The organism is Embleya sp. NPDC055664 (genome assembly GCF_053618075.1).
Genome location: NZ_JBSHGZ010000044.1, coordinates 64,805 through 86,921, shown reverse-complemented (window position 1 = coordinate 86,921; position 22,117 = coordinate 64,805). Strand labels below are relative to the sequence as shown.

The following is a 22,117-nucleotide window of genomic DNA, read 5'->3' as shown; positions in this document are numbered from 1 at the left end:
GCGACGAGCACTTGCGGCACGCGGCCGGCAGCATCGATGTCGTATCGTCCCCGATTGTCACCTTCTGCCGAGGAGGCAGCGATGAGTGTGTGGACCTCGCGATATCCCACCGGCGTGCCGTGTTGGGTGGACCTGGCCGTGCCCGATGTCGCGGCCGGACTGGCGTTCTATCGCGGACTGTTCGGCTGGGACGACGAGATCGAGCCGGCCCCGCCGGGCAGTTACACGACCTGCACCCTCGGCGGGCGGCCCGTCGCCGGCCTGCTCGACCGACCGCCCGGGCAGCCGGGGCCGATCGCCTGGACCACCCACCTCGCGGCGGACGACATCGACGCGGTGGCCCGCGCGATCCTCGCCGCCGGCGGCGAGGTGACGGTGCCGCCGACGGACGTGCGCACGCTCGGCCGCACGGCGGTGGCCGCCGACCCGACGGGCGGGGTGTTCGCCGTCTGGCAGGCGCGCGAACACATCGGCGCGGGGGTGGTGGACGAGCCCGGCGCGGTGGTGTGGAACGAGTTGTACACACCGGACAGCGACCGGGCGAAGCGGTTCTACGCGGACGTGTTCGGCGTCACCTTCCAGGACATGTCCGACGCCGACTTCGACTACGCCACCTTCCACGTCGACGGTGTGCCGCGCGGCGGGCTCGCGGGGGTGCGCAACGGGCCGCCGCCGCACTGGGCCGTCTACTTCGCGGTGCGCGACGCGGACGAGAGCGTCGCACGGGTCGACGACCTGGGCGGCACCGTGCTGCGCGGGCCGGAGGAGTCCCCGTACGGCCGGGTGGCCGCCATACGGGATCCGCAGGGCGCGCTGTTCAACGTGATCGCGGTGGCCTCGAATCCGAATGGTCCGGAATAGTCGACTGCTCCCGATCCGCCGCCCGGTCGGGCCGAACCGGGCCGCCACTCCGACCGGAAACCGCTCCCCCCTTGAACCAAACGGGTGACGTAGAGTCGAGCTTGACGGGCTTCCGACCGGAGCGGGGTCCGGGATCGGCGGGACCCGTGCGCCTACGTACACACGGGCCGCGTCGCCCGCGACCTTCCCCGACCGGGAGACGCACCATCGTTTCGACCATCGAGGGGGTCCATTTCCATGGGCAAGCTGTTCAAGATCGTCCTGCTGCTCGCCGCCGCCGCGGGTGTCGCGCTCGTTGTGCAGAAGAAGCGCAACCAGGCCTGAACCGACGGCGATTCGGCACAAAGGGGCGACCCCCACCGGGGGCCGCCCCTTTTGCCCATGGAAAAGCCGCGCTCGCCGACGAGCCGCGCCCGCCGAATCCGGCGCGCGGGCGTTAACTCCGTACTTCGAGCAGCGGGATCAGTTGTTCGGCCGCGGTCATCGAGCCGTGCACGCCGGTGAGTCGGGACTCGCCGGGCTCGCGCCGGGAGGCGACCACCGCGACGTCGCCGAAGGCCGCCGCGACGATGTCGCCGATGCGCTCGCGGACCCGGTCCTCGACCTTGGGCCCGAACCAGCCCGACTCGATCGCCTCGTCGCGGGTGACCACCCACATCCGGTCGCCCAGCATGTCGTCCCAGATCGCGTACACGTCCCGGGTCGCGCCGGGTCGGGTGTAGACGTGCCGGGCGCGCGCCTCGCCGCCGAGCAGGGCCACTCCGGCGGACAGGCCGGGGTCGGCGTCCACGTCGACCCGCTGCTCGGGGGCGACGTCGACCATGCCGTGGTCGGCCGTGACGTACAACACCGAGTCGGCGGGCATCCCCTCGGCCATCGCCCGCACCACCCCGTCGATCCGACGCAACTCCGCGCGCCACTCGGGCGAGTCGACGCCCATGCCGTGCCCGACGCGGTCCAGCTCACTCGCGTACGTGTAGATCAGCACCGGGCCCGGCTGCGCCAACTGCCGGTGTACCGCCTCGATCCTGGGGGCACCGAACTCGGCGCCGAAGTAGCGCCCGCCGGCGAGCGCCGCCCTGGTCAGCGGCGTGTGCTCGAACATGGTGTCGTTGACCTGCGCGACGGTGATCCCGGCCGCCGCGGCGCGTTCGAGGACGCTCGGATACGGCTGCCACGCCCGGGGTTCGATGTCGCCGACCCAGCGCAGCTGGTTCATCAGCCGGTTCTCCCCGGGCACCGCCACCGCGTAGCCGACCAGGCCGTGCACACCGGGGGTGAGCCCGGTGCCGAACGACGCGAGGCTGGTCGCGGTGGTCGCCGGGAAGCCCGCGGTGAGCGGTGTGCCGCTGCCGGCGAACGAGCCGGCCAGGAGCGAGTGCAGATACGGCGCCTCGACGGGATGCGCCCGCAACAACTCCCACCCCAGGCCGTCGATCAGGAACACGCACGCGGCGCGCGCGGGCGCGAGGCCGAGGATGTTCCGCTCCCCCGGCATGCCGAGGGAGGCGGCTATGGAGGGCAGCAGGTCGCACAGCGCCCCGGCCCCGTAGCGGGGCAACGGGACCGGGGGTTGCTCGTCGAGCCAGACGGAGGTGCTCACTGGTTGATGCCGGCCACGGCCTCGGACAGCGCGCGGGCAAAGGTGAGCGTACGCTCCACCGCCTCGGGGCCGTCGGCGGCCTCGCTCACCCGCAGCGACAGGTCGTCGGCGGTCAACGAGCCGGTGTAGCCGTGGTCGACCTCACAGTTCGGGTCGGCGCACCCGGCCGGTTCGAGGTCGATGCGGCCGACCGCGCCCCAGCCGATGGTGAGCACGGCTTCGCGCGGCGGGGCCCCCGGAACATATTCGGCGGGGTTGCCCACGACCCGACTGACCACGACCGACTCGAGTCGGTCGATCCGCACGGTCTCGGTGGAGGTGGTCGCGTAGGGCGTGGGCGACGTGTCGTCGGGTGCGTGTTCGTCGGTGTGGCTGACCAGGAATCGGCCTGGCGTGAGCACCAGAACGGTGATGTGGCGGCGGACCTCATTGGAATCGAACGTGGTCTCCTGGTGCACCAGGAAAGCGTCGACCGGCTCGGTGCCGATCGTGGACTCGACCGCGTCGGCAACGAGGCTCGGGTAGTAACCGCTGCGCTCGATGGCCGTGCGCAGCCCCTGGGTCGAGGTGGTGGTCTTAGCCATACCCCCCATCCTGGCACCTCCGAGGGCACCCGTGCGCCATCCACCTCGTCCGAAGATCGGGTCGGATACCGGCCGTTGCCGAATGGTGACGGTTTGTCGACGTAATGACAGGACCGAACGGGTGAGGTGGATGCGCACCGTTGGGGCGCCCTCTACGGATCGCCACCGTGCGCCTTTCGTGCGCCCTCCCGTTCGACGGTTCGGCGGGGTTGACTGATCTCTCGAGAGACCCGGCCGGGGCAACAGGGACGCGCCGTGCAGACGGTGGCACCGGCGGATCTCTCGCGACACTCGTGCCCCCGGGCGGGGGGACGAGTGACACCGCCTCATCGCCGGGGACACTCGGGGAAACGACCGGCGCGGGGCGGCTCGGTCCGGACAGCGTGAACGGCATGAAATGCGCAGCCATGTGGAGGGTAGGCGCGGAGGGGCATGCCGCGGAGCGGATCCGGCCCGGAGCCGCCGCCGTACGTAGGTGCCACAGCTCGGGGTGGCATGTGAGTACGGCGGCGGTTCCACATTTCCGGGCAACCACGGGACGTCCGGGCGACCTCGGGCGCTACGGCCGCGACAATGCCCTCGGGCCCAGGTCGGTGCGCGCCGGTGGGCGGGACAGCCGGATTCGCGCACCCAGCACGTGTGCGCCCTCGGGCGCCACCACCACCGGGTTCAGCTCGACGGACGTCACCTGCGGCAGGTCGTCGGCGAGCCGGGACAGGCGCAGGAGCACGTCCTCCAGCGCGGGTACGTCCACCGGTCGGGCGCCGCGATACCCGAACAACATCGGCGCCGCCCGTACCTCGCGGACCAGATCCGCCACGTCCTGGTCGGTGGCCGGCACCAGGCGGTGGGCCACGTCGCCCAAAAGCTCGCTCGCCGGTCCGGCCAGGCCGAAGGACAACACCGCGCCGAACGACTCGTCGTAGGTGAGCCCGAGCACCGTCGCGATCCCGTGCGGCGCCATCGACTGCACCACGAGCCGGGCCTGGTCCGGGCCGCCGAGGCGGGTGGTCAACTCGCGGAACACCCGACGCAGTCCGGCCTCGGCGCCGATGTCCAGGCGCACGCCGTCCACGTCGACCCGGTGGCGCAGGTGTTCGGCGATGGTCTTGAGCGCGACCGGATAGCCCAGTTCGGCCGCCGCGCGCACCGCCGCGTCCTCGCTGTCCACCCGCACCGCCGGGCGCAGCCGAATGCCGTAGCAGTCCAGGAGTTCGGCGGCGTCGGCCGGCGACAAGCCGACCGCGTCCGCGCCGCCGAGCCGGGCCCGGACCAGCGCGCGGGCCTGGTCGGTGCGTACCTCGGCGTGTTCGGGCACCCGGCCCGTGGGCCGCCGGCGCCACGCGGCGTAGCGCACCACCTCGGCCAGCGCGCGCACCGCGTTCTCCGGGGCCGGGTAGGAGGGCACCGAGCCGAACGCGGGCACGCCGTCGGCGTCCAGCCGGCGCAGCTGTGTGGGCAGCCCCTCGTGTGCGAGGTAGGTGGTCAGCAGCGGTTTGCCGATCTCCGCCGCCTGCCCGGCCATCTCCGCGATGGCGCTCGCGACCTCGTCGCCGGAGGTGGTCAGCGGCGGGATGAACACGGTGATCACCGCGTCGGTCTCGGCGTCGGCCAGCGCGTCGGCGAGCGCCGCGCGGAAGTCGTCGGCGGTGGCGCCGGTGGTCAGGTCGACCGGGCGCAGCGGGCGCAGGCCCGCGCTCGCGCAGGCGTCCTGGGTGAGCAGGCCGAGCGAGTCGGAGTTGCCGATGATCGCGATCCGGTCGCCGGCGGGCAGGGGTTGGTAGGCGAGCAGTTGGCCGACGTCGAACAGTTCGGCGACGGTGGGCACGCGGATCACGCCGGCTTGGCGAAAGAGCGCGTCGACGGCCGCGTCGGGCAGGGTCAGCGCGCGGGTGACGTGGCCGAGCGGGATGCCCTGGCTGTGCCGTCCGGACTTGACCGCGACCACGGGTTTGGTGCGCGAGATCCGGCGGGCGAGGCGGGTGAACTTGCGCGGGTTGCCGATCGATTCGAGGTGCAGCAGCACCACGTCGGTGGCCGGGTCGTCCTCCCAGTACTGGAGCAGGTCGTTGCCGGAGACGTCGGCGCGGTTGCCGGCGGACACGAAGGTGGAAAGGCCGATCCCGCGACCGACGGTGGATTCGAGGATCGCGATCCCGAGTGCGCCGGACTGGGCGAACATGCCCACCCGGCCGCGGCGCGGCATCCGCGGCGACAGGCTCGCGTTGACCCGCAGATCGGGGTCGGTGTTCAGCACACCGAGGCAGTTGGGGCCGATCACCCGCATGCCGCGCCGGCGGGCGGCGCGGACCAGGCGGCGCTGGCGCTCGCGTCCCTCGGGTCCGGTCTCGGCGAAGCCGGAGGACACCACGACCAGGCCGTGCACGCCCTTGCGGCCGCATTCGTCGACCACCCGGCGTACCGCGTCGGCCGGGACGGCAACCAGCGCGAGGTCCACGTCGCCGGGGATGTCGGACACCGACGCGTAGGTCGGCACGCCGTCGATCGGCTCGCCGCCCGCCTTCGGGTTGACCGCGTAGATCTCGCCGGTGAACTCGCCCGCGCGCAGGTTGGTCAACAGCGTGTGGCCGACCGTGCCCTCGCGCCGGCCGGCGCCGATCACGGCGACCGATCGGGGGGTGAGCAGGCGGGCGATCGAGCGTGCCTCGGCCCGGTGTTCGCGCCCGAGCATCACGCCGAGCGAGGTCTCGGTGGGGGCTAGTTCGAGGTTGAGTCGAACCACGCCGTCCTCGAACGCGGACTGCTGGGTGTAGCCGGCTTCGGTGAACACGGTGACCATGCGCCGATTCGAGGGCAATACGTCGGCCACGAAGCGTCGGATGCCGCGTTCGCGGGCGACCGCGGCGATGTGTTCGAGCAGGACCGATCCGACGCCGCGGCCCTGCTGGTCGTCCTGGACCAGGAAGGCGACCTCGGCGGTGGACGAGCGGCCCTGCGGACCGGTGCGCACCGAGCGGCCGTCGGGGCCGATCCGGTCGTAGCGCACGATCGCCACCATCTCGTCGCCGACGAACAGCCCCAGGCCCACCCGGTCGACCCAGTCGTGCGTGGTGAAGCGCCGCACGTCGCGGTCGGACAGGCGGGGGTAGGGGGTGAAGAAGCGCAGGTATTTCGACTCGGCGGACACGCGCGCGTAGAAGTCGACGAGGCGGCCGGCGTCGTCCGGGCCGACGGGGCGCACGTGGGCGGTCGCGCCGTCGCGCAGCACGACGTCGGCCTCCCAGTGCTCGGGGGGCTTCGGCGGCGGACCTGCGGTGTCGGTGGGCTCCACGTTTGCGAGGCTAACCCCTGTGTCGTGCCACCGGCGGATTCGAGGCGCCCCGACTCGGTTGGTGTCCGGCACGCCTGATAGACCATCAGATACCGTTCCCGGTCTCACTCCAGGAGGCAACCCATGTCCGCCAAGGGCCTGTCCGCCGCTTTCCCCGTCGCCGACATGGCCGCAGCGGTGCGGTTCATGACCGCCGTGCTCGGGGCCGAACCGACCTTCGTCGACGGGGAGCGCTGGGCGCAGTTCGACGTGGCCGGCGGCCGGCTGGCGCTGGCGGGTACCGACCGCGAGGGCGACGCGGCCTCGGTGATGGTCAAGGTCGCCGACCTGGAGGCGGCGCTCGCGCCGCTGCGCGAGGGCGGGTTCACGGTGGGCGAGCCGGTCGAGGGGCCGCACGAGGTGCGGGTCCGGGTGAGCGGCCCGGATGGCTGGGCGGCCGTGCTGTACCAGCCCCGGCGCTGACCCCGCGTCGGGGTGGAACGGTGAATTGCCATGATCATCGGAGTATCGGAGCGTCGGGGCGAGGCCGAACCGGCACGTCCCGGCGCGTATGCCACCCCGCTGCCGCTCGCGCCCGGTAGCGTCCTTCCGGTGAACGGCTTGCGGATTCTGCCGGAGGTCGCCGACGCGCTGGCCGCGGGCCGGCCGGTGGTCGCGCTGGAGAGCACGATCATCGCGCACGGGCTGCCGCGGCCGGAGAATCTGCGGATCGCGCGGGAGATCGAGGGGCGGGTCCGGGCCGCGGGCGCGGTGCCGGCGACGATCGCGATCGTGCACGGGCGCCCGTCGATCGGCCTGGACGCCGAGACGCTCGAATTCGTGGCCGGCTCCCGGGAGGTGCTCAAGGCCGGGATCCGGGACCTGGCGCCGGTCACCGCGCGGGGCGGGCACGCCGCGACCACCGTGGGGGCGACCGCGCATCTGGCACATCAGGCCGGGATCCGGGTCTTCGCCACCGGCGGCCTGGGCGGGGTGCATCGCCAGGCCCGGGACAGTTGGGACGAGTCGGCCGACCTGATCGCGCTGACCGGGTGCGGGCTGACCGTGGTGTGTTCGGGGGTCAAGTCGATCCTGGACGTGGGCGCGACGCTGGAGCGGTTGGAATCGCTCAACGTCACGGTCCTCGGCTTCGGTACGCACGCCTTCCCCGGGTTCTATCTGGCCGATTCCGGCCATCGCCTGGAGTGGCGGGTGGACACCGCCGACGAGGTGGCGGACGTGGTGCGCGCGCACGAGGCGCTGGGGTTGGGTCGTACCGGCGTGGTGGTGGCCAATCCGGTGCCCCGGGGCGATCAGATGGATCCGGACCTGCACGATCGGGTGCTGGAGCGGGCGCTGGCCGCGCTGGCGGACAGCGGGGTGCGCGGCAAGGCAGTCACCCCGTTCCTGCTGGAGTTCTTCCATCGGGAGACCCGCGGGGCGAGCCTGGCCGCGAACATCGCGCTGATCCTGGGCAACGCCGACCTGGCCGCGCGGATCGCGAGGGCGTTGACCATCACCTGACCGCGCCCGGGGTCGATCGTCACCGGACGGCGTGCCGGGTACGTTCGTCACCCGGCCGGGTCGACCACCCGGGGCCAGGTCGCCCGCAGGCGCGGCACCGCGGGCGCGAACCGCGCGGCCGTGCGCACCGCCTCGCGCATCGACGCGTATTCGGCGACGCCGGTGCCCGCGATGTCGAACGCGGTGCCGTGGTCCACCGAGGTGCGCAGGATCGGCAGCCCGACGGTGACCGAGACGGTGCCGTCGAAGTCGAAGGTCTTGGCCGCGATGTGGCCCTGGTCGTGGAAGTGCGACAACACCCCCGCCCAGCGCCCGCGCAGGCCCTGGTGGAAGACCGAATCGGCGGGGATGGGGCCGACCACGGCCAGGCCGCGGTCCCGGGCCCGGGCCACGGCGGGCGCCAGTACCTCGATCTCCTCGTCGCCGAACGCGCCGCCCTCGCCGCCGTGCGGATTGACCGCCGCCACCGCGAGCACGGGGTCCGGCTCGTCGCCGAACACCCGCAGTGCCTGGTGCGCGGCCGTGATCGCCGCGTCCACCCGCTCGGGGGTGAGCAGGTCGAGTGCGGTGCGCAGCGAGGCGTGCCGGGTGGTGAAGAAGATCTTCAGGCCGCCGACCACGAACATCGTGTCGGAGTGGGCGGCGCCGGTGAGTTCGCCGAGCAGTTCGGTGTGGCCCAACTGCCCGGCGCCCGCCGCCCAGATCGACTCCTTGTTGATCGGGGCGGTCGCGATCGCGTCGACCGCGCCGGTCTCGGCGGCCCGGACCGCGAGCCGGATCGCGGCGAGCGCGGCGGCGCCGGCGGGTGCGCCGACCCGGCCCCACGGCATCGTGTCGGCGATCTCCGCGTCGGTCACGGTGGCGGTGTCCAGGATGTCGACCACCCCGGACTCCGGCCGCGTCCCGATCCCGGCCGTGTCGATCGAGCGCACCTTCATCTCCAGGCCGCAGGCCCGGGCACCGCGCCGCAGCGCCGCCGCGTCGCCGACCGCGACACACCGGGCGATGCGCGGCAGCCCCGAGTCGGCCAGGGTGCGGGCGACGATCTCCGGGCCGATCCCGGCCGGATCGCCGAGGGTGAGCGCCACCACGGGCGGCGGGTCGCCGGCGTGGTCCATCGGGTTACCGGCGTGATCCATCGTCTCTCTCCCCGGTCGTGATCGGCATCGGCGAGGTCGTCGCCGTGACGGTGGAACTCATCCGCAGGTGCAGCGCGCACGCCACCGCCGCGTCCGCGTCGCCGACCAGACCGCCCTTGGCCGCGAACGGCAACCCGTCGTGCGCTCCGCCGACCAGGCGGCCGGCCACCACCAGGGGCTGGACCTCGGTCTCCACCGCCAGCCCGTCGGCGCCGAGCGCCGTGCACACCGCCCCCGCGATGTCCCCGCCGGTGGCGTACACGCCCGCGAACGGCGCGGCGGCCAGCGCGCGTTTGACCGCCTCGCCGAGCAGCACCGGCAGGCGGGCGGCGATCACCGGGTCGACCCGATCGGGTATGCGGGTGCGGATCCCGGCCAGCGCGGCGCCGGTGCGGGCCAGCGCGGCCAGGTCGGCGGCGAGCCGGATCGGGTCCGGCGCGTCGCCCACGTCCAGCCAGCGCGCGTCCAGGCAGCGCTGGGTCTGCGCGATCTGCTCCCGGCTGAGCCGGCTCAGGCTGCCGGCCACGCCGAGCACCGGGCGGCCGGTGGGCACCGTGCCCAGCGCGCCGGCCAGGGCCGCGCCGAACGGTCCGGGGTCGACCGGCAACCAGCGCAGATCCCCCTCCAGGGCGAGGGCCGCGGCGGCCAGCGCGAGGGTCTCCACGTCGGCGTCGGTGATCGCGTCGCAGACCAGCATCCGCGTGCCCGGATCGCCCAGGGCACGGGCCAGCGCCGGCCGATCGCCGCGCACCACGTCGAGCGGGATGTGCGCGACGGTGTGCCCGCTCGTGGCGAACGTACCGAGCACGCAGGAGGACCTGACCGGGTGGAACGGGTCGCGGGCCGCCTCGCTGTCCGCGATCGGCACGCCGTGTACGCGGTGCACGCCGCCCTCGGTGGTCCGACCGGCCTCGGGATGGGCCGGCACCACCAGCGCCCGCACCGGCGGCCCCGGGCGGGCGTCCAGCACGTGCAGCAAAGCGGCGGTCTCCGCGCCCGGGTTGCCGCGCAGCGTGCTGTCCACCCGCTTGGCCACCAGTGGGGTGTCCGGGAACACCGAGGCGCCCGCGACGACCCGGCGCGCGGCCTGGACACCGGGCAGGTGCCGGGTGGCCAGGTCGAGCACGAGCACGTCGGGGGCGCTGACACACGTGCGCGGCGGCCCGCCGGTGACGAGCGTGCGCATCCCGCGCCGGGCGAAGCGCACCGCGGTGGCGTTGGCGCCGGTGAGGTCGTCGGCCAGGACGAGCACGCGTGGGCCGGATCGCGCCGTACTGTCTGTCAATTACGGTCCCGAATGTCAGATCAAGATCATCTTTGTGCGCTTCGTTCCGTGTCCCCGGGGAGTCTGGCCGCCCCGCGCCGGACGGTCAACGCGTATGGCCCGGTCTCGGTCGTTGACCGCTCGAACGGGTGATGCGAGGGTGCGTTTCTGCACGGGCGAGCCCGTGTTGCGGTACAGCGAGACCACACGACAGACGGAGGAATTCGGCGATGACGACGGGTGCGACCGAGGCGTTTCGCGCTGCGCGCGACTTCCTGCTCGAACACCGCGAGGATCAGCCCACCGCGTGCCGGGACTTCCCGCGCCCCGAACCCACCGAATTCAACTGGGCGCTCGACTGGTTCGACGCGATCGCGCGCGACAACGACACCACCGCGCTGTGGATCGTGGCCGAGGACGGCACCGACACCAAGGTCTCCTTCGCCGAGTTGTCCCGGCGTTCCGACCGGGTCGCCGGGTGGTTGCGGGCGCGCGGGGTGCGGCGCGGCGACCGGATCCTGCTCGTGCTGGGCAACCGGGTCGAGTTGTGGGAGGCGATGCTGGCCGCGATGAAGCTCGGCGCGGTGATCATCCCGGCCACCACGATGCTGGCGCCGGCCGACCTGACCGACCGGGTCACCCGGGGCGGCGTCGCGCACGTGATCGCCGAGTCGGCGGTGACGGCGGGCTTCGCCGAGGTGCCGGGCGAGTGGACCCGGATCGTGGTGGGCGAGCCGACCGAGGGCTGGCTGTCGTTCGACGACGCGCGGGAGTCCGACGCCCCGTTCGCACCCGACGGGCCGACCGCCGCGAGCGATCCGCTGCTGCTCTACTTCACCTCCGGCACCACCGCGCAGCCCAAGCTGGTCGGGCACACCCAGGCGAGCTATCCGATCGGGCACCTGTCCACCATGTACTGGATCGGCCTGCGGCCCGGCGACGTGCACCTGAACATCTCCTCGCCCGGCTGGGCCAAGCATGCGTGGAGCAACTTCTTCGCCCCCTGGAACGCCGGCGCCACGATCCTGATCGTGCGTCAGGAGCGGTTCGCCGCCCGCCCGTTGCTGGACACCATGGTGCGCTGCGGGGCGACCTCGTTCTGTGCGCCGCCGACCGTGTGGCGGATGCTGGTCCAGGAGGACCTGGGCGCGTGGCGCACCTCACTGCGCGAGGTGATCGGCGCGGGCGAGCCGCTGAACCCCGAGGTGATCGAACAGGTGCGGGCCGCCTGGGGGTTGACCATCCGCGACGGCTTCGGGCAGACCGAGACCACCGCGCAGATCGGCAACGCGCCCGGGCAGGAGGTCCGTCCGGGGTCGATGGGCCGCCCGCTGCCCGGATACACGGTGGCGCTGGTCGACCCGATCTCCGGCGAAGTGGTCACCGACACCGGCGCCGAGGGCGAGATCTGCCTCGAACTGGCCGCGCGCCCGCTGGGTCTGATGACGGGCTACCTCGACGACCCGGAGCGCACCGCCGAGTCGATGCGCGACGGTTTCTACCACACGGGCGACGTCGGCACCCGGGACGCGGACGGCTACATCACCTATGTCGGCCGCTCCGACGACGTGTTCAAGGCATCCGACTACCGGATCTCGCCGTTCGAGTTGGAGAGCGTACTGATCGAGCACGACGCGGTGGCCGAGGCCGCCGTGGTGCCCTCGCCCGATCCGGTCCGGCTCGCGGTGCCCAAGGCGTACGTGGTGCTCGCCCCGGGGCACGAGCCCACCCGGGAGACGGCGCTGTCGATCCTGCGGCACGCGCGCGCGGCGCTCTCGCCGTACAAGCGGGTGCGCCGGATCGAGTTCGCGGAGTTGCCCAAGACCATCTCCGGCAAAATCCGCCGGGTCGAACTACGGGGTCGCGAGCGCGAGTTGCACGACGAGGATCTGGCCTCGCGCGGCACCCTGGAATGGTTCGAGGAGGACTTCCCCGAGCTCAAGGGCAGCTGACCCCGGGGTACGAACGACCGGGATCGCGCGGGGGCCGAGCCGAGCCCGGCCCCCGAGCGGCGGCTCAGATCTTGTCGGCGATGATCTTCGCGATCGCGATGTGCTGCGCGCGCGGCAGATCCTTCGCGGCGGGTGACAGACTGACGTGCATGTCGACGATCACGTCGCCGTGCGTCTTGGCGAAGTAGACCTCGGGGACACTGGGCGCCGGGTAGCTGCCGGTGCCCGGCACGTACAGCGTGGGGAACGCGCCGAGGTCGGTGATCGGCTTGCCGTACTTCGACACCTCGTTCTTGGCCACCACGCTCTCCGGCGTGTCGGCGCCCTTGCTGCTGCGCAGGAAGTACTGCAGGGTCACCAGGCCGGAGTCGCCGGGCCCGTAGTAGCGGCAGGTGCGCAGCGTGTCGTCGTTCTTGGTGCGGGTGACCTCGGTGTTCAGCACGCCCTTGAGCTCGGCGGGCGTGAGCAGTTCGCAGAACGCCTTGGGGTCGAGGTTGCCGGTCCCGCCGGGCTTGGTGGTGCCGGGCGCCGTCGCCGGCGCGGTGCCCTTGCCCCCGCCGGGTGCCGTGGCGGGGGCGCCGGTCGCGCCTCCGGTCGTGTTCCCCGTGCTGCCGCCCGCTTGGGGCGCGGCCGTGGCCGGATCCTTCTTCTTGTCGTCGTCACCCTTGACCTTGTCGGCCAGACCGCAGCCGCTCGACAGAGCGATGACGGACGCGGCGACGAGCAGTCCCGAGAGGGCAGGCTTACGCAGGTACAACTGGTTCTCCATCCCCGTGTGGCGACCCGGCGCCGTCTTCCACCCCCGTGGACGCGTGACGGGACGTCACGCCGGCGCCGCTCGCTCGATGTTGCCGGTGCGTGTGTTCGGCAGGGTGAGGCTAATGCAGGAAATGGCCCGCCGCTGAAGTGCCGTGGGAGCGATACCGTGCCGGATGTGACGATTACCGCAGGTGACTTCGACCGGTTCGGGCGCGCGGCGGCGCTGGCTTGGGGTGGTGCCCGTACGGCACTGGGGGTGGTCGCGCTGCTCGACCCGCCCCGGGTGGCCCGCCCCTGGATCGGCGACGACGCGGACCGCGTCGGAGCGCTGGTATTCGCCCGCGCCCTGGGCGGCCGCGACCTGGCCCTCGGCCTCGGAACCATGGTCACGGCAGCACGCGGCGAACCGATCCGCCTATGGGCCCTGATGGCCGCCGCCGCCGACCTGGGCGACGTCCTGATCACCGCAGGACACGCCAAGACCCTCCCCCGAGGCCACCGCGCCGTCATCGCAACCCTGGCCGCCGGCTCGGCCCTGCTCGGCGCCACCCTGGCACTCACCGAACGCCGCAACCCCTGAAGCACACCCCCGAACCACCCACCGCGCCCTGCCCCTCCCCCGCCCCGCGCGGAGCGCCCCCATGGCGCGTCAGCACGCACGCCCGGGGCGCCCCTCGCGAGCCGGCACGAAGTGCCCAACAAACAGCGCCGCCCCAGGTCGCCGGGCGACCAGGGCGGCGCTCAGGGCCGTCACGCCATCACGCGGAGGCGGAGGGTCCTCCCGCCGCCGCGACCTCCAGAGCCAGACGGCGCTTGTTCCAGAACGCGACCACCTCGAGCAGCAGCCCCGCGACGACCGCCAACCCGACCGCCGTCCACGGCATCTGCGTACCGACCAGCTTGAGTTCGAAGAACCGCTGCAACCACGGCACCGTCAGCACCAAGGCGAATCCCGCGCCCATCACCAGAACCAGCGCTATCCGCCACCACGTGTACGGCCGCGCGATGATCGCCAACACCCACAGGCCGACCAGGAACAGCGTCAGCGTCGCAATCGAGGTCTCCGCCGTACGCGTGGCATCCGTCGCCCCGTAGTGCGAACGCGCCAGCAGATACGCGGTGAACGTCGCGGTACCCGCGATCACGCCGGACGGTCCGGAGTAGCGCAACACCCGCTTGACGAAACCCGCCCGGGCCCGCTCCTTGTTCGGCGCCAGCGCCAGGAAGAACGCCGGCGTGCCGATGGTGAACCAGGCGAGCAGCGTCAGGTGCCGCGGCAGGAACGGATACGGCACGTTGGCGATGACCACCAGGATGGCCAGCAGCACCGAGTAGGCGGTCTTGGTCAGGAACAGGTTCGAGACCCGCTCGATGTTCCCGATCACCCGCCGGCCCTCGCCGACCACCGACGGCAGCGTGGCGAAGCTGTTGTCGAGGAGCACGATCTGCGCGACGCCCTTGGTGGCCTCGCTGCCCGAGCCCATCGACACGCCGATGTCGGCGTCCTTGAGCGCGAGCACGTCGTTGACGCCGTCGCCGGTCATCGCCACGTTGTGGCCGCGCGACTGGAGGGCGGCGACCATGTCCCGCTTCTGCTGCGGGGTGACCCGGCCGAAGACCGTGTTGGCCTCCAGCACGTCGGCCAGTTCGTTCTGGTCGGTGGGCAACGTCCGGGCGTCCACCGGGTGGTCGGCGCCCTTGATGCCGAGCTTGGCGGCCACCGCGCCGACCGAGATCGCATTGTCCCCGGAGATGACCTTGGCGGCCACCCCCTGGTCGGCGAAGTAGTCCAGCGTCGCGCCCGCGTCGTGCCGCAACCGCTGCTCCAGCACGACCAGCGCCGCGGGCACGACATCGGCCCCGTCGGGGCCGCCGACCAGCGCGTCGACCGTGTCCGCGAGGGAGGCGTCGGTACGCACGAGCAGCAGCACCCGCAGGCCCTGCGCGCCGAGCCGCTCGGCCTCGCCCAGCAGGTCGCCGTGCGCCTGCGTGGTCACCAGCACCTCGGGGGCGCCGATCAGCCACGTGGCACGGGCGCCGGCCACCTCGAGGGTCGCCCCGCTGTACTTGCGCGCCGAGGAGAACGGCACGCTCTCCACCGAGGTCCAGCCCTGCTCGGCCGGGCATTCGTCGATGATCGCGGCCAGGCTCGCGTTCGGCCGGGGCTCGGTGGTGCCGAGCGCGCCGAGCGCGGAGCGCACCGGCAGGCCCTCGGCCAGCTCGCGGACCTCGGCGACGTTCATCCCGCCCTCGGTCAGCGTGCCGGTCTTGTCCAGGCACACCACGTCGACCCGGGCCAGGCCCTCGATCGCGGGCAACTCCTGGACCAGGCACTGCTTGCGACCCAGGCGCACCACGCCGACCGCGAAGGCCAGCGAGGTGAGCAGCACCAGGCCCTCGGGCACCATCGGCACGATGCCCGCGATCATCCGGGTCACCGCCTCGCGCCAGGTGGTGTCCTCCAGCCGGTACTGGCTGATGATCAGCGCGATCGAGGCCGGGAAGAGGATCCAGGTGACGTACTTGAGGATCGTGCTGATCCCGTTGCGCAGCTCGGACGCCACCAGCGTGAACTTGCTGGCCTCCTCCATCAGCTGCGCGGCGTACGCCTCGCGACCCACCCGGGTCGCGGTGAACGCGCCGTTGCCGGCCACCACGAAGCTGCCGGACATCACCGGGTCGCCCGGGCGCTTGATCACCGGGTCGGCCTCGCCCGTGAGCAGCGACTCGTCGATCTCGAGGTTGTCGGCCTCGACCACGACACCGTCCACGGCGGCCTTGTCGCCCGCACCCAGCTCGATCACGTCGTCGAGCACCAGTTCGGACGGGGACAGCGCAATGGCCCGTCCGTCACGGCGCACCACCGGCTTCGACTCGCCGATCACCGCGAGGCGGTCCAGGGTGCGCTTGGCGCGCATCTCCTGGATGATGCCGATCCCGGTGTTGGCGATGATCACGAAGCCGAACAGACCGTCCTTGACCGACCCGACGGACAGGATGATCAGCCAGAGCACGCCGATGACGGCGTTGAACCGGGTGAAGACGTTCGCCTTGACGATCTCGGTGGTGGATCGGCTCGACCGCACGGGGACGTCGTTGACGTCGCCTCGCGCGACCCGTTCCGCGACGTCCGCGGTGGTCAGTCCGACACCGAGGCGCACGTTCGGTTCGCTTTCTTTCCCGTCGGGTCTGTCGACCGGCGGGATGGCTGTCGTCTCTCCGGGCCCGGCGCCCGGCAACGGCTGAGTCATGGGTCTACCGTAAGTGCCCGGGGTGATCCCGGTTGGCGGTGGGCCGACCGTTGTGATCCGCCCACCGCCGCGGCGCCCTATTCGACGACCGTGACCGGTCCCAGATCGAGGGCTTCCAGGGGCTCGCGGATCTTGTCCGCGTCACCGACGAGCACCGCCACCAGGCGCGCGGGATCGAAGCCGCGCGTGGCCGCCTCGGCGGCGTCCTTGGTGGCCACGTCGGCCAGCTTCAGGTAGAGCTCGGGCAGATAGCCGTCGGGCAGCCGCTCGGCGGCCATGTCGGCGAGCGAGTCGCACACCGCGCGCGGTGTCACGTACTTCAGCGGCGCGACCCCCACGATGCTCTGCACGGCCGCGTCCCGCTCGCCGTCGGTCAGGCCCTCGGCGGCGAGTGTGCGCAGCACGGTGACCAGGTCCGCGACGGCCGGTCCGGTGACGTCGGTCTCCACCGAGCCGTGGATGGCGAGCAGCGAGCCGTTCGGCAGCGACTGGTTCGCCGCCCGCACGCCGTAGGTGTAGCCCTTCTCCTCGCGCAGCACCCGGTCCAGGCGCGAGGTGAGGGTGCCGCCGAGGCAGTAGGTGCCGATGGTCAGCGCCGGCCACGAGGCGTCCTCGCGGCCCGGGCCGATCCGGCCGACCAGCAGTTGCGTCTGCACGCTGCCGGCGCGGTGCACGATCACCACGCGCGCGTGGTCGTCGGCCACCACCGGGCCCGGCCGCGAGGGCTCGGCGGGCGACGCGCTCCACGTGCCGATGGTGCGCTCCAGCACGCCGGTGACATCCACGCCGGCGAAGTCGCCGACCACCACGAGGGTGGCGGTCTGCGGGCGCACGTGTGCGGTGAAGAAGTCCCACACCGCCGCCCGGTCCACCCGCGCGACGCTCTCCGCGGTGCCCGCGCGCGGCCGGGACAGCCGCACCGCGTCGTCGAACAGCGTCGCGTTCAGCGCGAACGCCGCGCGCCGGGGCGGGCTGGCCATCTCGTGCACGATCTCGTCCAGCCGCTGGCGCACCAGACGGTCCACCTCGGCCGCCGGGAAGGCCGGCGCCCGGACCGCGTCCGCAAGCAGCCCCAGGGCCCGCTCCAGGCGCGAGGCCGGCACGTCGAGCGCGACCCGCACGCCCGGGTGGTCGGCGTCGGTGTCGATCGTCGCGCCGCAGCTCTCCAGTTCGGCGGCGAACTCCTCCGCGCCCATCCGATCCGTGCCCTCGGTGAACGCGCGCGCCATGATCGTGGCGACGCCCTCGCACTCGGTCGGCTCGGCGGCCAGCGGCGAGTCGAGCACCAGCTCGACCGCCACCACCTTCTGTCCGGGCCGGTCCACCCGCAACACCGCGAGGCCGTTGCCGAGCACCGAGCGCTCGGGCGCGGGGAAGGTCCACTCGCGGGCCGCTCCCGCGCCGGGGCGCGGGTGGAACACCATCTCGCCGGTCTGGGTCACGCGACCTGCTCCTCGTTCTCGTCCGCGTCGTCGGTCGGTTCGTACACGAGCACCGCACGGTTGTCCGGCACCAGGCGCTCGGCGGCCACCGCCCGCACCTCCTCGGCCGTGATGTCCAACAGCCGATCCAACGCGGTGAACGCCAGGTTCGCGTCGCCGAACAGCGTCGCGTAGCGGCACAGTTCGTCGGCCCGACCGCCGACGGTTGCCATCGTGTCCAGGTAGGCGCGCTCCAACTGGGCCTGCGCGCGCTCGAGTTCGGCCGGGGTGGGGCCCTCCTCGGCGAACCGGGTGAACTCCTCGGCCAGCGCCGCGTCGATCGCCGCCACCGCACCCGAACCGGACGCCTTGACATCGAGCATGGCCACCGAAGCGGTCCCGGACAGCCGCATCAGACCGACCCCGGCGTACACCGCGAGTTCGTCGTGCCGCACCAGGCGGGTGTTCAGCCGCGAACTCTCCCCCTCGCCCAGCACGGTCAGCGCGATGTCGGCCGCATCGGCGCCCCGGGTGCCGTCGGCCGGCATCCGGTAGGCGGCCATCAGGGCGGGCGAGGGGACCTCCTCGTGCACCGTCTCGCGCAGTTCCGCGCCGATCACCGGCGCCAGCGCGCCGTCGGCCGGCACCGGCTTGCCGTCGTGCGCGGGGATCGTGCCGAAGTACTTCTCCACCCAGGCCAGCGTCTGCTCCGGGTCCACGTCGCCGACGATCGCCAGGACCGCGTTGTTCGGCGCGTAGTAGGTCCGGAAGAAGGCCCGGCAGTCCTCCAGGGAGGTGGCGTCCAGGTCGGCCATCGAGCCGATCGGCATGTGGTGGTACGGGTGGCCCTCGGGGAAGGCCATCGCCACGAGCCGCTCCCACGCGGTGCCGTAGGGCACGTTGTCGTAGCGCTGCCGGCGCTCGTTCTTGACCACGTCGCGCTGGTTGTCCAGGCTCTCCTCGGTGAGCGCCTGCAGCAGCCCGCCCATGCGGTCCGCCTCCAGCCACAGCGCGAGTTCCACCTGGTGCGCGGGCATCGTCTCGAAGTAGTTCGTGCGCTCGAAGCTGGTGGTGCCGTTGAGCGAACCACCCGCGGACTGCACGAACTCGAAGTGCTCGTTGCCGTGCACGTTGGCCGAACCCTGGAACATCAGGTGCTCGAAGAGGTGCGCGAGCCCGGTCCGCCCGGGCCTTTCGTGCCGTGAACCCACGTCGTACCAGAGGCAGACGGCGGCCACGGGGTCGACGTGGTCCTCCGAGAGCACCACGCGGAGCCCGTTGCCGAGGGTGTGCGTGGTCGCGGTGAACCCCAACGATGCAGTCGCCGGTCCTGCCATAAGCCCATCCGTCCTCTCCTGGAGGGTGACCGCCGCGACGGCGGCCACCCTCACCCTAACGACGCGCGGGACCGGTTCGACTCCCGTGCACGGGGCTGTTCGCGACGGGCGAAGCGGGGCGCGCGGAGCTACTGCTGGTAGCCCTCGACCTGGCGCGCGGGACGCGCCGCGGCCGTCTCCGGATCCGCGCCGGCGTCGCGCAGCGCCTGACGTTGCCTCAGCAGATCCCAGCACCGGTCCAGTTCGGCCTCCACCTCGGCGAGCCGCCCGTGTTCCTCGTCGGTGGTGAGCGCGCCTTGCGCAAGTCGGTCGCGCAAGGCACGCTCCTGCTCGACCATGTCGGTGATGCGGTCGCGGATCTGCTTGTCGTCCATCGCGCGGAACCTTTCTTCCTCCTGCTCGAACGGCGGCCGGGAACTGCGGCACAACCGTGGGCCAAAGGGCTGTCCTTCCCCCCTCGCACGGCCCCCAAGCACGCTGTCACCCGGGTCGATGCACTCACTTGTCGCACCGGCGCGCCACAATGGGCACGCCGTGCGGGCCGTCCCCGGCCGCGCCGCCCTCGGGCGGACACGGGAGACACGGCCCGGCGCCGGCCCGAAGAAGCAAAGGAGCAACGCCGCGCATGGCCCGCCGTAGTACGAAAACCTCCGGTCCGCAGCCACCCGACGACTTCGAGGAACGCATCCTCGACATCGACGTCGTCGACGAGATGCAGGGCTCCTTCCTGGAGTACGCCTACTCGGTGATCTACTCGCGGGCACTGCCGGACGCCCGCGACGGGCTCAAGCCCGTACATCGCCGCATCCTGTACCAGGCCGCCGAGATGGGCCTTCGCCCCGACAAGGGCTACGTCAAGTGCGCCCGCGTCGTGGGCGAGGTGATGGGCAAGCTGCACCCGCACGGTGACGGCCCCATCTACGACACCCTGGTGCGCATGGCGCAGCCGTTCTCGATGCGCCTGCCGCTGATCGACGGCCACGGGAACTTCGGCTCCCTCGGCGGCGACGACCCGCCCGCCGCGATGCGCTACACCGAGTCCCGGCTGTCCACTGCCGCGATGTTGATGGTCGACTCGATCGACGAGGACGTCGTCGACTTCGGCCCCAACTACGACGGCCAGGAGCAGGAACCGGGCGTGCTGCCCGCCGCGTTCCCGAACCTGCTCGTCAACGGCGCGTCCGGGATCGCGGTCGGCATGGCGACCAACATGCCGCCGCACAACCTGGTCGAGGTGGTCGCCGCCGCCCGGCACCTGATCCGCCACCCCACCGCCGACCTCGACGACCTGATGCGCCACGTGCCCGGCCCCGACCTGCCCACCGGCGGTCGGATCGTCGGCCTCGGCGGTGTCCGCGACGCCTACGAGAAGGGCCGCGGCACCTTCAAGATCCGGGCGACCGCCACGGTCGAGTCGGTCACCGCGCGCCGCAAGGGCATCGTGGTCACCGAACTGCCGTACAACGTCGGCCCGGAGCGGGTGATCGCCAAGATCAAGGAGCTGGTGCAGTCCAAGAAGGTCCAGGGCATCGCCGACCTGAAGGACCTCACCGACCGCTCGCACGGCTTGCGCCTGGTCATCGAGATCAAGAACGGCTTCAACCCCGAGGCGATCCTCCAGCAGCTCTACAAGCTGACGCCGATGGAGGAGACGTTCGGCATCAACAACGTCGCCCTGGTCGACGGTCAGCCGCTCACCCTGGGTCTGAAGGAACTGCTCCAGGTCTACGTGGACCACCGCTTCGAGGTGGTCCGCCGGCGCAGCGAGTTCCGCCGCCGCAAGCGCCAGGAGCGTCTGCACCTGGTCGACGGCCTGCTGGTCGCGCTGATCGACATCGACCGCGTGATCGAGCTGATCCGCTCCAGCGACAACTCCGCCCAGGCGAAGGAACGCCTGATGGAGACCTTCTCGCTGTCCGACATCCAGGCGTCCTACATCCTGGACACCCCGCTGCGCCGGCTCACCCGGTTCGACCGGATCGAACTGGAGGCCGAGCAGGAGCGGCTGCGCGCCGAGATCGCCGAGCTGACCAAGATCCTGGACGACGACAAGCTGTTGCGAAAGGTCGTCTCCGACGAGTTGGCCGCGGTGTCCAAGAAGTACGGCACGCCGCGCCGCACGGTCCTGCTCGAATCGGCCGACGTCCCCGCCGCGGCGGTCCCGCTGCAGGTCACCGACGCGCCGTGCACGGTCCTGCTGTCCTCGACCGGCCTGCTGGCCCGCACCTCCACCGGCGGCCCGCTGCCGCCCGAGGGGGGCCGGGCCAAACACGACCTGGTGGTCTCCTCGGTCGCGGCGACGGTGCGCGGCGAGGTCGGCGCGGTCACCAGTACCGGCCGACTGCTGCGGATCAACGTGGTCGACCTGCCCGCACTCCCGGAGACCGCGACCGCGCCGAACCTGGCCGGCGGTGCCCCGCTGTCCGAGTTCGTCTCCCTGGAGTCCGAAGAGCGTGTGGTGTGCCTGACCACGCTCTCCGCCGACTCCCCCGGGCTCGCGCTCGGCACCGCGCAGGGGGTGGTCAAGCGGGTCGTGCCGGACTATCCGGCCAACAAGGACGACCTGGAGGTGATCGCGCTGCGCGAAGGCGACTCGATCATCGGCGCGGTCGAATTGCGCACCGGCGAGGAGGACCTGGTCTTCATCACCGACGACGCGCAGCTGCTGCGCTTCCAGGCGTCCATGGTCCGACCCCAGGGCCGCCCGGCCGGCGGCATGGCCGGCATCAAGCTCGGCGACCGGCAGTCCGTGCTCTCGTTCACCGCGGTCGACCCGGGCGCCGACGCGGTGGTGGTCACCGTGGCCGCGTACAGCGGCGACGCACTGTTCGGCGCGGAACACGGCACCTGCAAGGTCACCCCGTTCGCCGAGTATCCGCGCAAGGGCCGGGCCACCGGCGGGGTGCGCTGTCAGCGCTTCCTCAAGGGCGAGACCACGCTGCGCCTGGCCTGGGCGGGCCCGGCGCCGGCGCGCGGCTCCGACGCCAAGGGACAGCCGGTCGAGCTGCCCACCCCGGACCCGCGTCGGGACGGCTCGGGCACCCCGCTGGCCAAGCACGTCGAAGTGGTCGGCGGCCCGCCCGGCGCGGTCTGACCGAGGAGCCCGCCCCACGGGCCGGCTCCCACGAAACGGGCCCCCGCGGCGTCCCTC

At 72.4% G+C, this 22,117-nt stretch carries 16 protein-coding genes; 6 read left to right on the top strand and 10 right to left on the bottom strand.

What is annotated here, in order from left to right; translation table 11 throughout:
- Positions 1-81: 81 nt before the first annotated feature.
- On the top strand, positions 82-861 hold the full coding sequence (locus ACWGR4_RS42205; protein ID WP_379996072.1) for a VOC family protein: 780 nt from the start codon (positions 82-84) through the stop codon (positions 859-861).
- A 436-nt stretch (positions 862-1,297) separates the two neighbouring features.
- Here ACWGR4_RS42205 and ACWGR4_RS42200 read toward each other — a convergent pair whose 3' ends face one another.
- The 3 genes from ACWGR4_RS42200 to ACWGR4_RS42190 all read right to left on the bottom strand — a co-directional run bounded on the left by ACWGR4_RS42200 (position 1,298) and on the right by ACWGR4_RS42190 (position 6,340).
- Entirely contained in the window at positions 1,298-2,464 is a 1,167-nt protein-coding gene (locus ACWGR4_RS42200; protein WP_452131842.1) for an alkaline phosphatase family protein, read from the bottom strand.
- Entirely contained in the window at positions 2,461-3,048 is a 588-nt protein-coding gene (locus ACWGR4_RS42195; RefSeq protein ID WP_161365428.1) for a DUF5998 family protein, read from the bottom strand. The genes ACWGR4_RS42200 and ACWGR4_RS42195 overlap by 4 nt, the downstream gene beginning before the upstream one ends.
- 559 nt (positions 3,049-3,607) lie before the next feature.
- Entirely contained in the window at positions 3,608-6,340 is a 2,733-nt protein-coding gene (locus tag ACWGR4_RS42190) for a bifunctional acetate--CoA ligase family protein/GNAT family N-acetyltransferase (protein WP_452131843.1), read from the bottom strand.
- A 123-nt stretch (positions 6,341-6,463) separates the two neighbouring features.
- On the opposite strand from ACWGR4_RS42190, the gene ACWGR4_RS42185 reads away from it, so the two are divergent.
- Positions 6,464-6,802, top strand: a complete 339-nt coding sequence (locus ACWGR4_RS42185; RefSeq protein WP_379996066.1) for a VOC family protein — start codon at positions 6,464-6,466, stop codon at positions 6,800-6,802.
- Between the two features lie 30 nt (positions 6,803-6,832).
- On the top strand, positions 6,833-7,843 hold the full coding sequence (locus ACWGR4_RS42180) for a pseudouridine-5'-phosphate glycosidase (protein ID WP_452131844.1): 1,011 nt from the start codon (positions 6,833-6,835) through the stop codon (positions 7,841-7,843).
- A gap of 47 nt (positions 7,844-7,890) precedes the next feature.
- Here ACWGR4_RS42180 and pdxA read toward each other — a convergent pair whose 3' ends face one another.
- Positions 7,891-8,982, bottom strand: coding sequence for a 4-hydroxythreonine-4-phosphate dehydrogenase PdxA (gene pdxA / locus ACWGR4_RS42175; protein WP_379996062.1), 1,092 nt, complete (start codon positions 8,980-8,982; stop codon positions 7,891-7,893).
- Entirely contained in the window at positions 8,966-10,267 is a 1,302-nt protein-coding gene (locus ACWGR4_RS42170) for a four-carbon acid sugar kinase family protein (protein WP_452131845.1), read from the bottom strand. Before ACWGR4_RS42170 ends, pdxA begins: the two co-directional genes overlap by 17 nt.
- A gap of 209 nt (positions 10,268-10,476) precedes the next feature.
- On the opposite strand from ACWGR4_RS42170, the gene ACWGR4_RS42165 reads away from it, so the two are divergent.
- Positions 10,477-12,198 carry an AMP-binding protein gene (locus tag ACWGR4_RS42165; protein WP_452131846.1) on the top strand — a complete coding sequence of 574 codons (1,722 nt, stop codon included), beginning with the start codon at positions 10,477-10,479 and terminating at the stop codon, positions 12,196-12,198.
- A gap of 64 nt (positions 12,199-12,262) precedes the next feature.
- Here the strand turns inward: ACWGR4_RS42165 and ACWGR4_RS42160 are convergent, their stop codons facing one another.
- Entirely contained in the window at positions 12,263-12,967 is a 705-nt protein-coding gene (locus tag ACWGR4_RS42160; protein WP_379996055.1) for a hypothetical protein, read from the bottom strand.
- A gap of 165 nt (positions 12,968-13,132) precedes the next feature.
- On the opposite strand from ACWGR4_RS42160, the gene ACWGR4_RS42155 reads away from it, so the two are divergent.
- Positions 13,133-13,537, top strand: a complete 405-nt coding sequence (locus ACWGR4_RS42155) for a hypothetical protein (protein WP_452131847.1) — start codon at positions 13,133-13,135, stop codon at positions 13,535-13,537.
- 178 nt (positions 13,538-13,715) lie between these two features.
- On the opposite strand, the gene ACWGR4_RS42150 is transcribed toward ACWGR4_RS42155, so the two are convergent.
- The 4 genes from ACWGR4_RS42150 to ACWGR4_RS42135 all read right to left on the bottom strand — a co-directional run bounded on the left by ACWGR4_RS42150 (position 13,716) and on the right by ACWGR4_RS42135 (position 19,340).
- Positions 13,716-16,208: an HAD-IC family P-type ATPase gene (locus tag ACWGR4_RS42150; RefSeq protein WP_452131848.1), complete on the bottom strand. Its 2,493-nt coding sequence runs from the start codon at positions 16,206-16,208 to the stop codon at positions 13,716-13,718.
- A 77-nt stretch (positions 16,209-16,285) separates the two neighbouring features.
- A complete protein-coding gene (locus ACWGR4_RS42145) occupies positions 16,286-17,650 on the bottom strand; it encodes a M16 family metallopeptidase (RefSeq protein WP_379996048.1) in 1,365 nt (454 codons plus the stop codon).
- The gene (locus ACWGR4_RS42140; RefSeq protein ID WP_452131849.1) at positions 17,647-18,966 is read right to left on the bottom strand and encodes a M16 family metallopeptidase; all 1,320 of its coding nucleotides are present in this window, start codon (positions 18,964-18,966) and stop codon (positions 17,647-17,649) included. Before ACWGR4_RS42140 ends, ACWGR4_RS42145 begins: the two co-directional genes overlap by 4 nt.
- Positions 18,967-19,094: 128 nt before the next feature.
- Positions 19,095-19,340: a DUF2630 family protein gene (locus ACWGR4_RS42135; RefSeq protein ID WP_379996044.1), complete on the bottom strand. Its 246-nt coding sequence runs from the start codon at positions 19,338-19,340 to the stop codon at positions 19,095-19,097.
- A gap of 251 nt (positions 19,341-19,591) precedes the next feature.
- Between ACWGR4_RS42135 and ACWGR4_RS42130 the strand changes: the two genes are divergently transcribed.
- Positions 19,592-22,060: a DNA gyrase/topoisomerase IV subunit A gene (locus ACWGR4_RS42130; RefSeq protein WP_379996041.1), complete on the top strand. Its 2,469-nt coding sequence runs from the start codon at positions 19,592-19,594 to the stop codon at positions 22,058-22,060.
- Positions 22,061-22,117 lie beyond the last annotated feature (57 nt).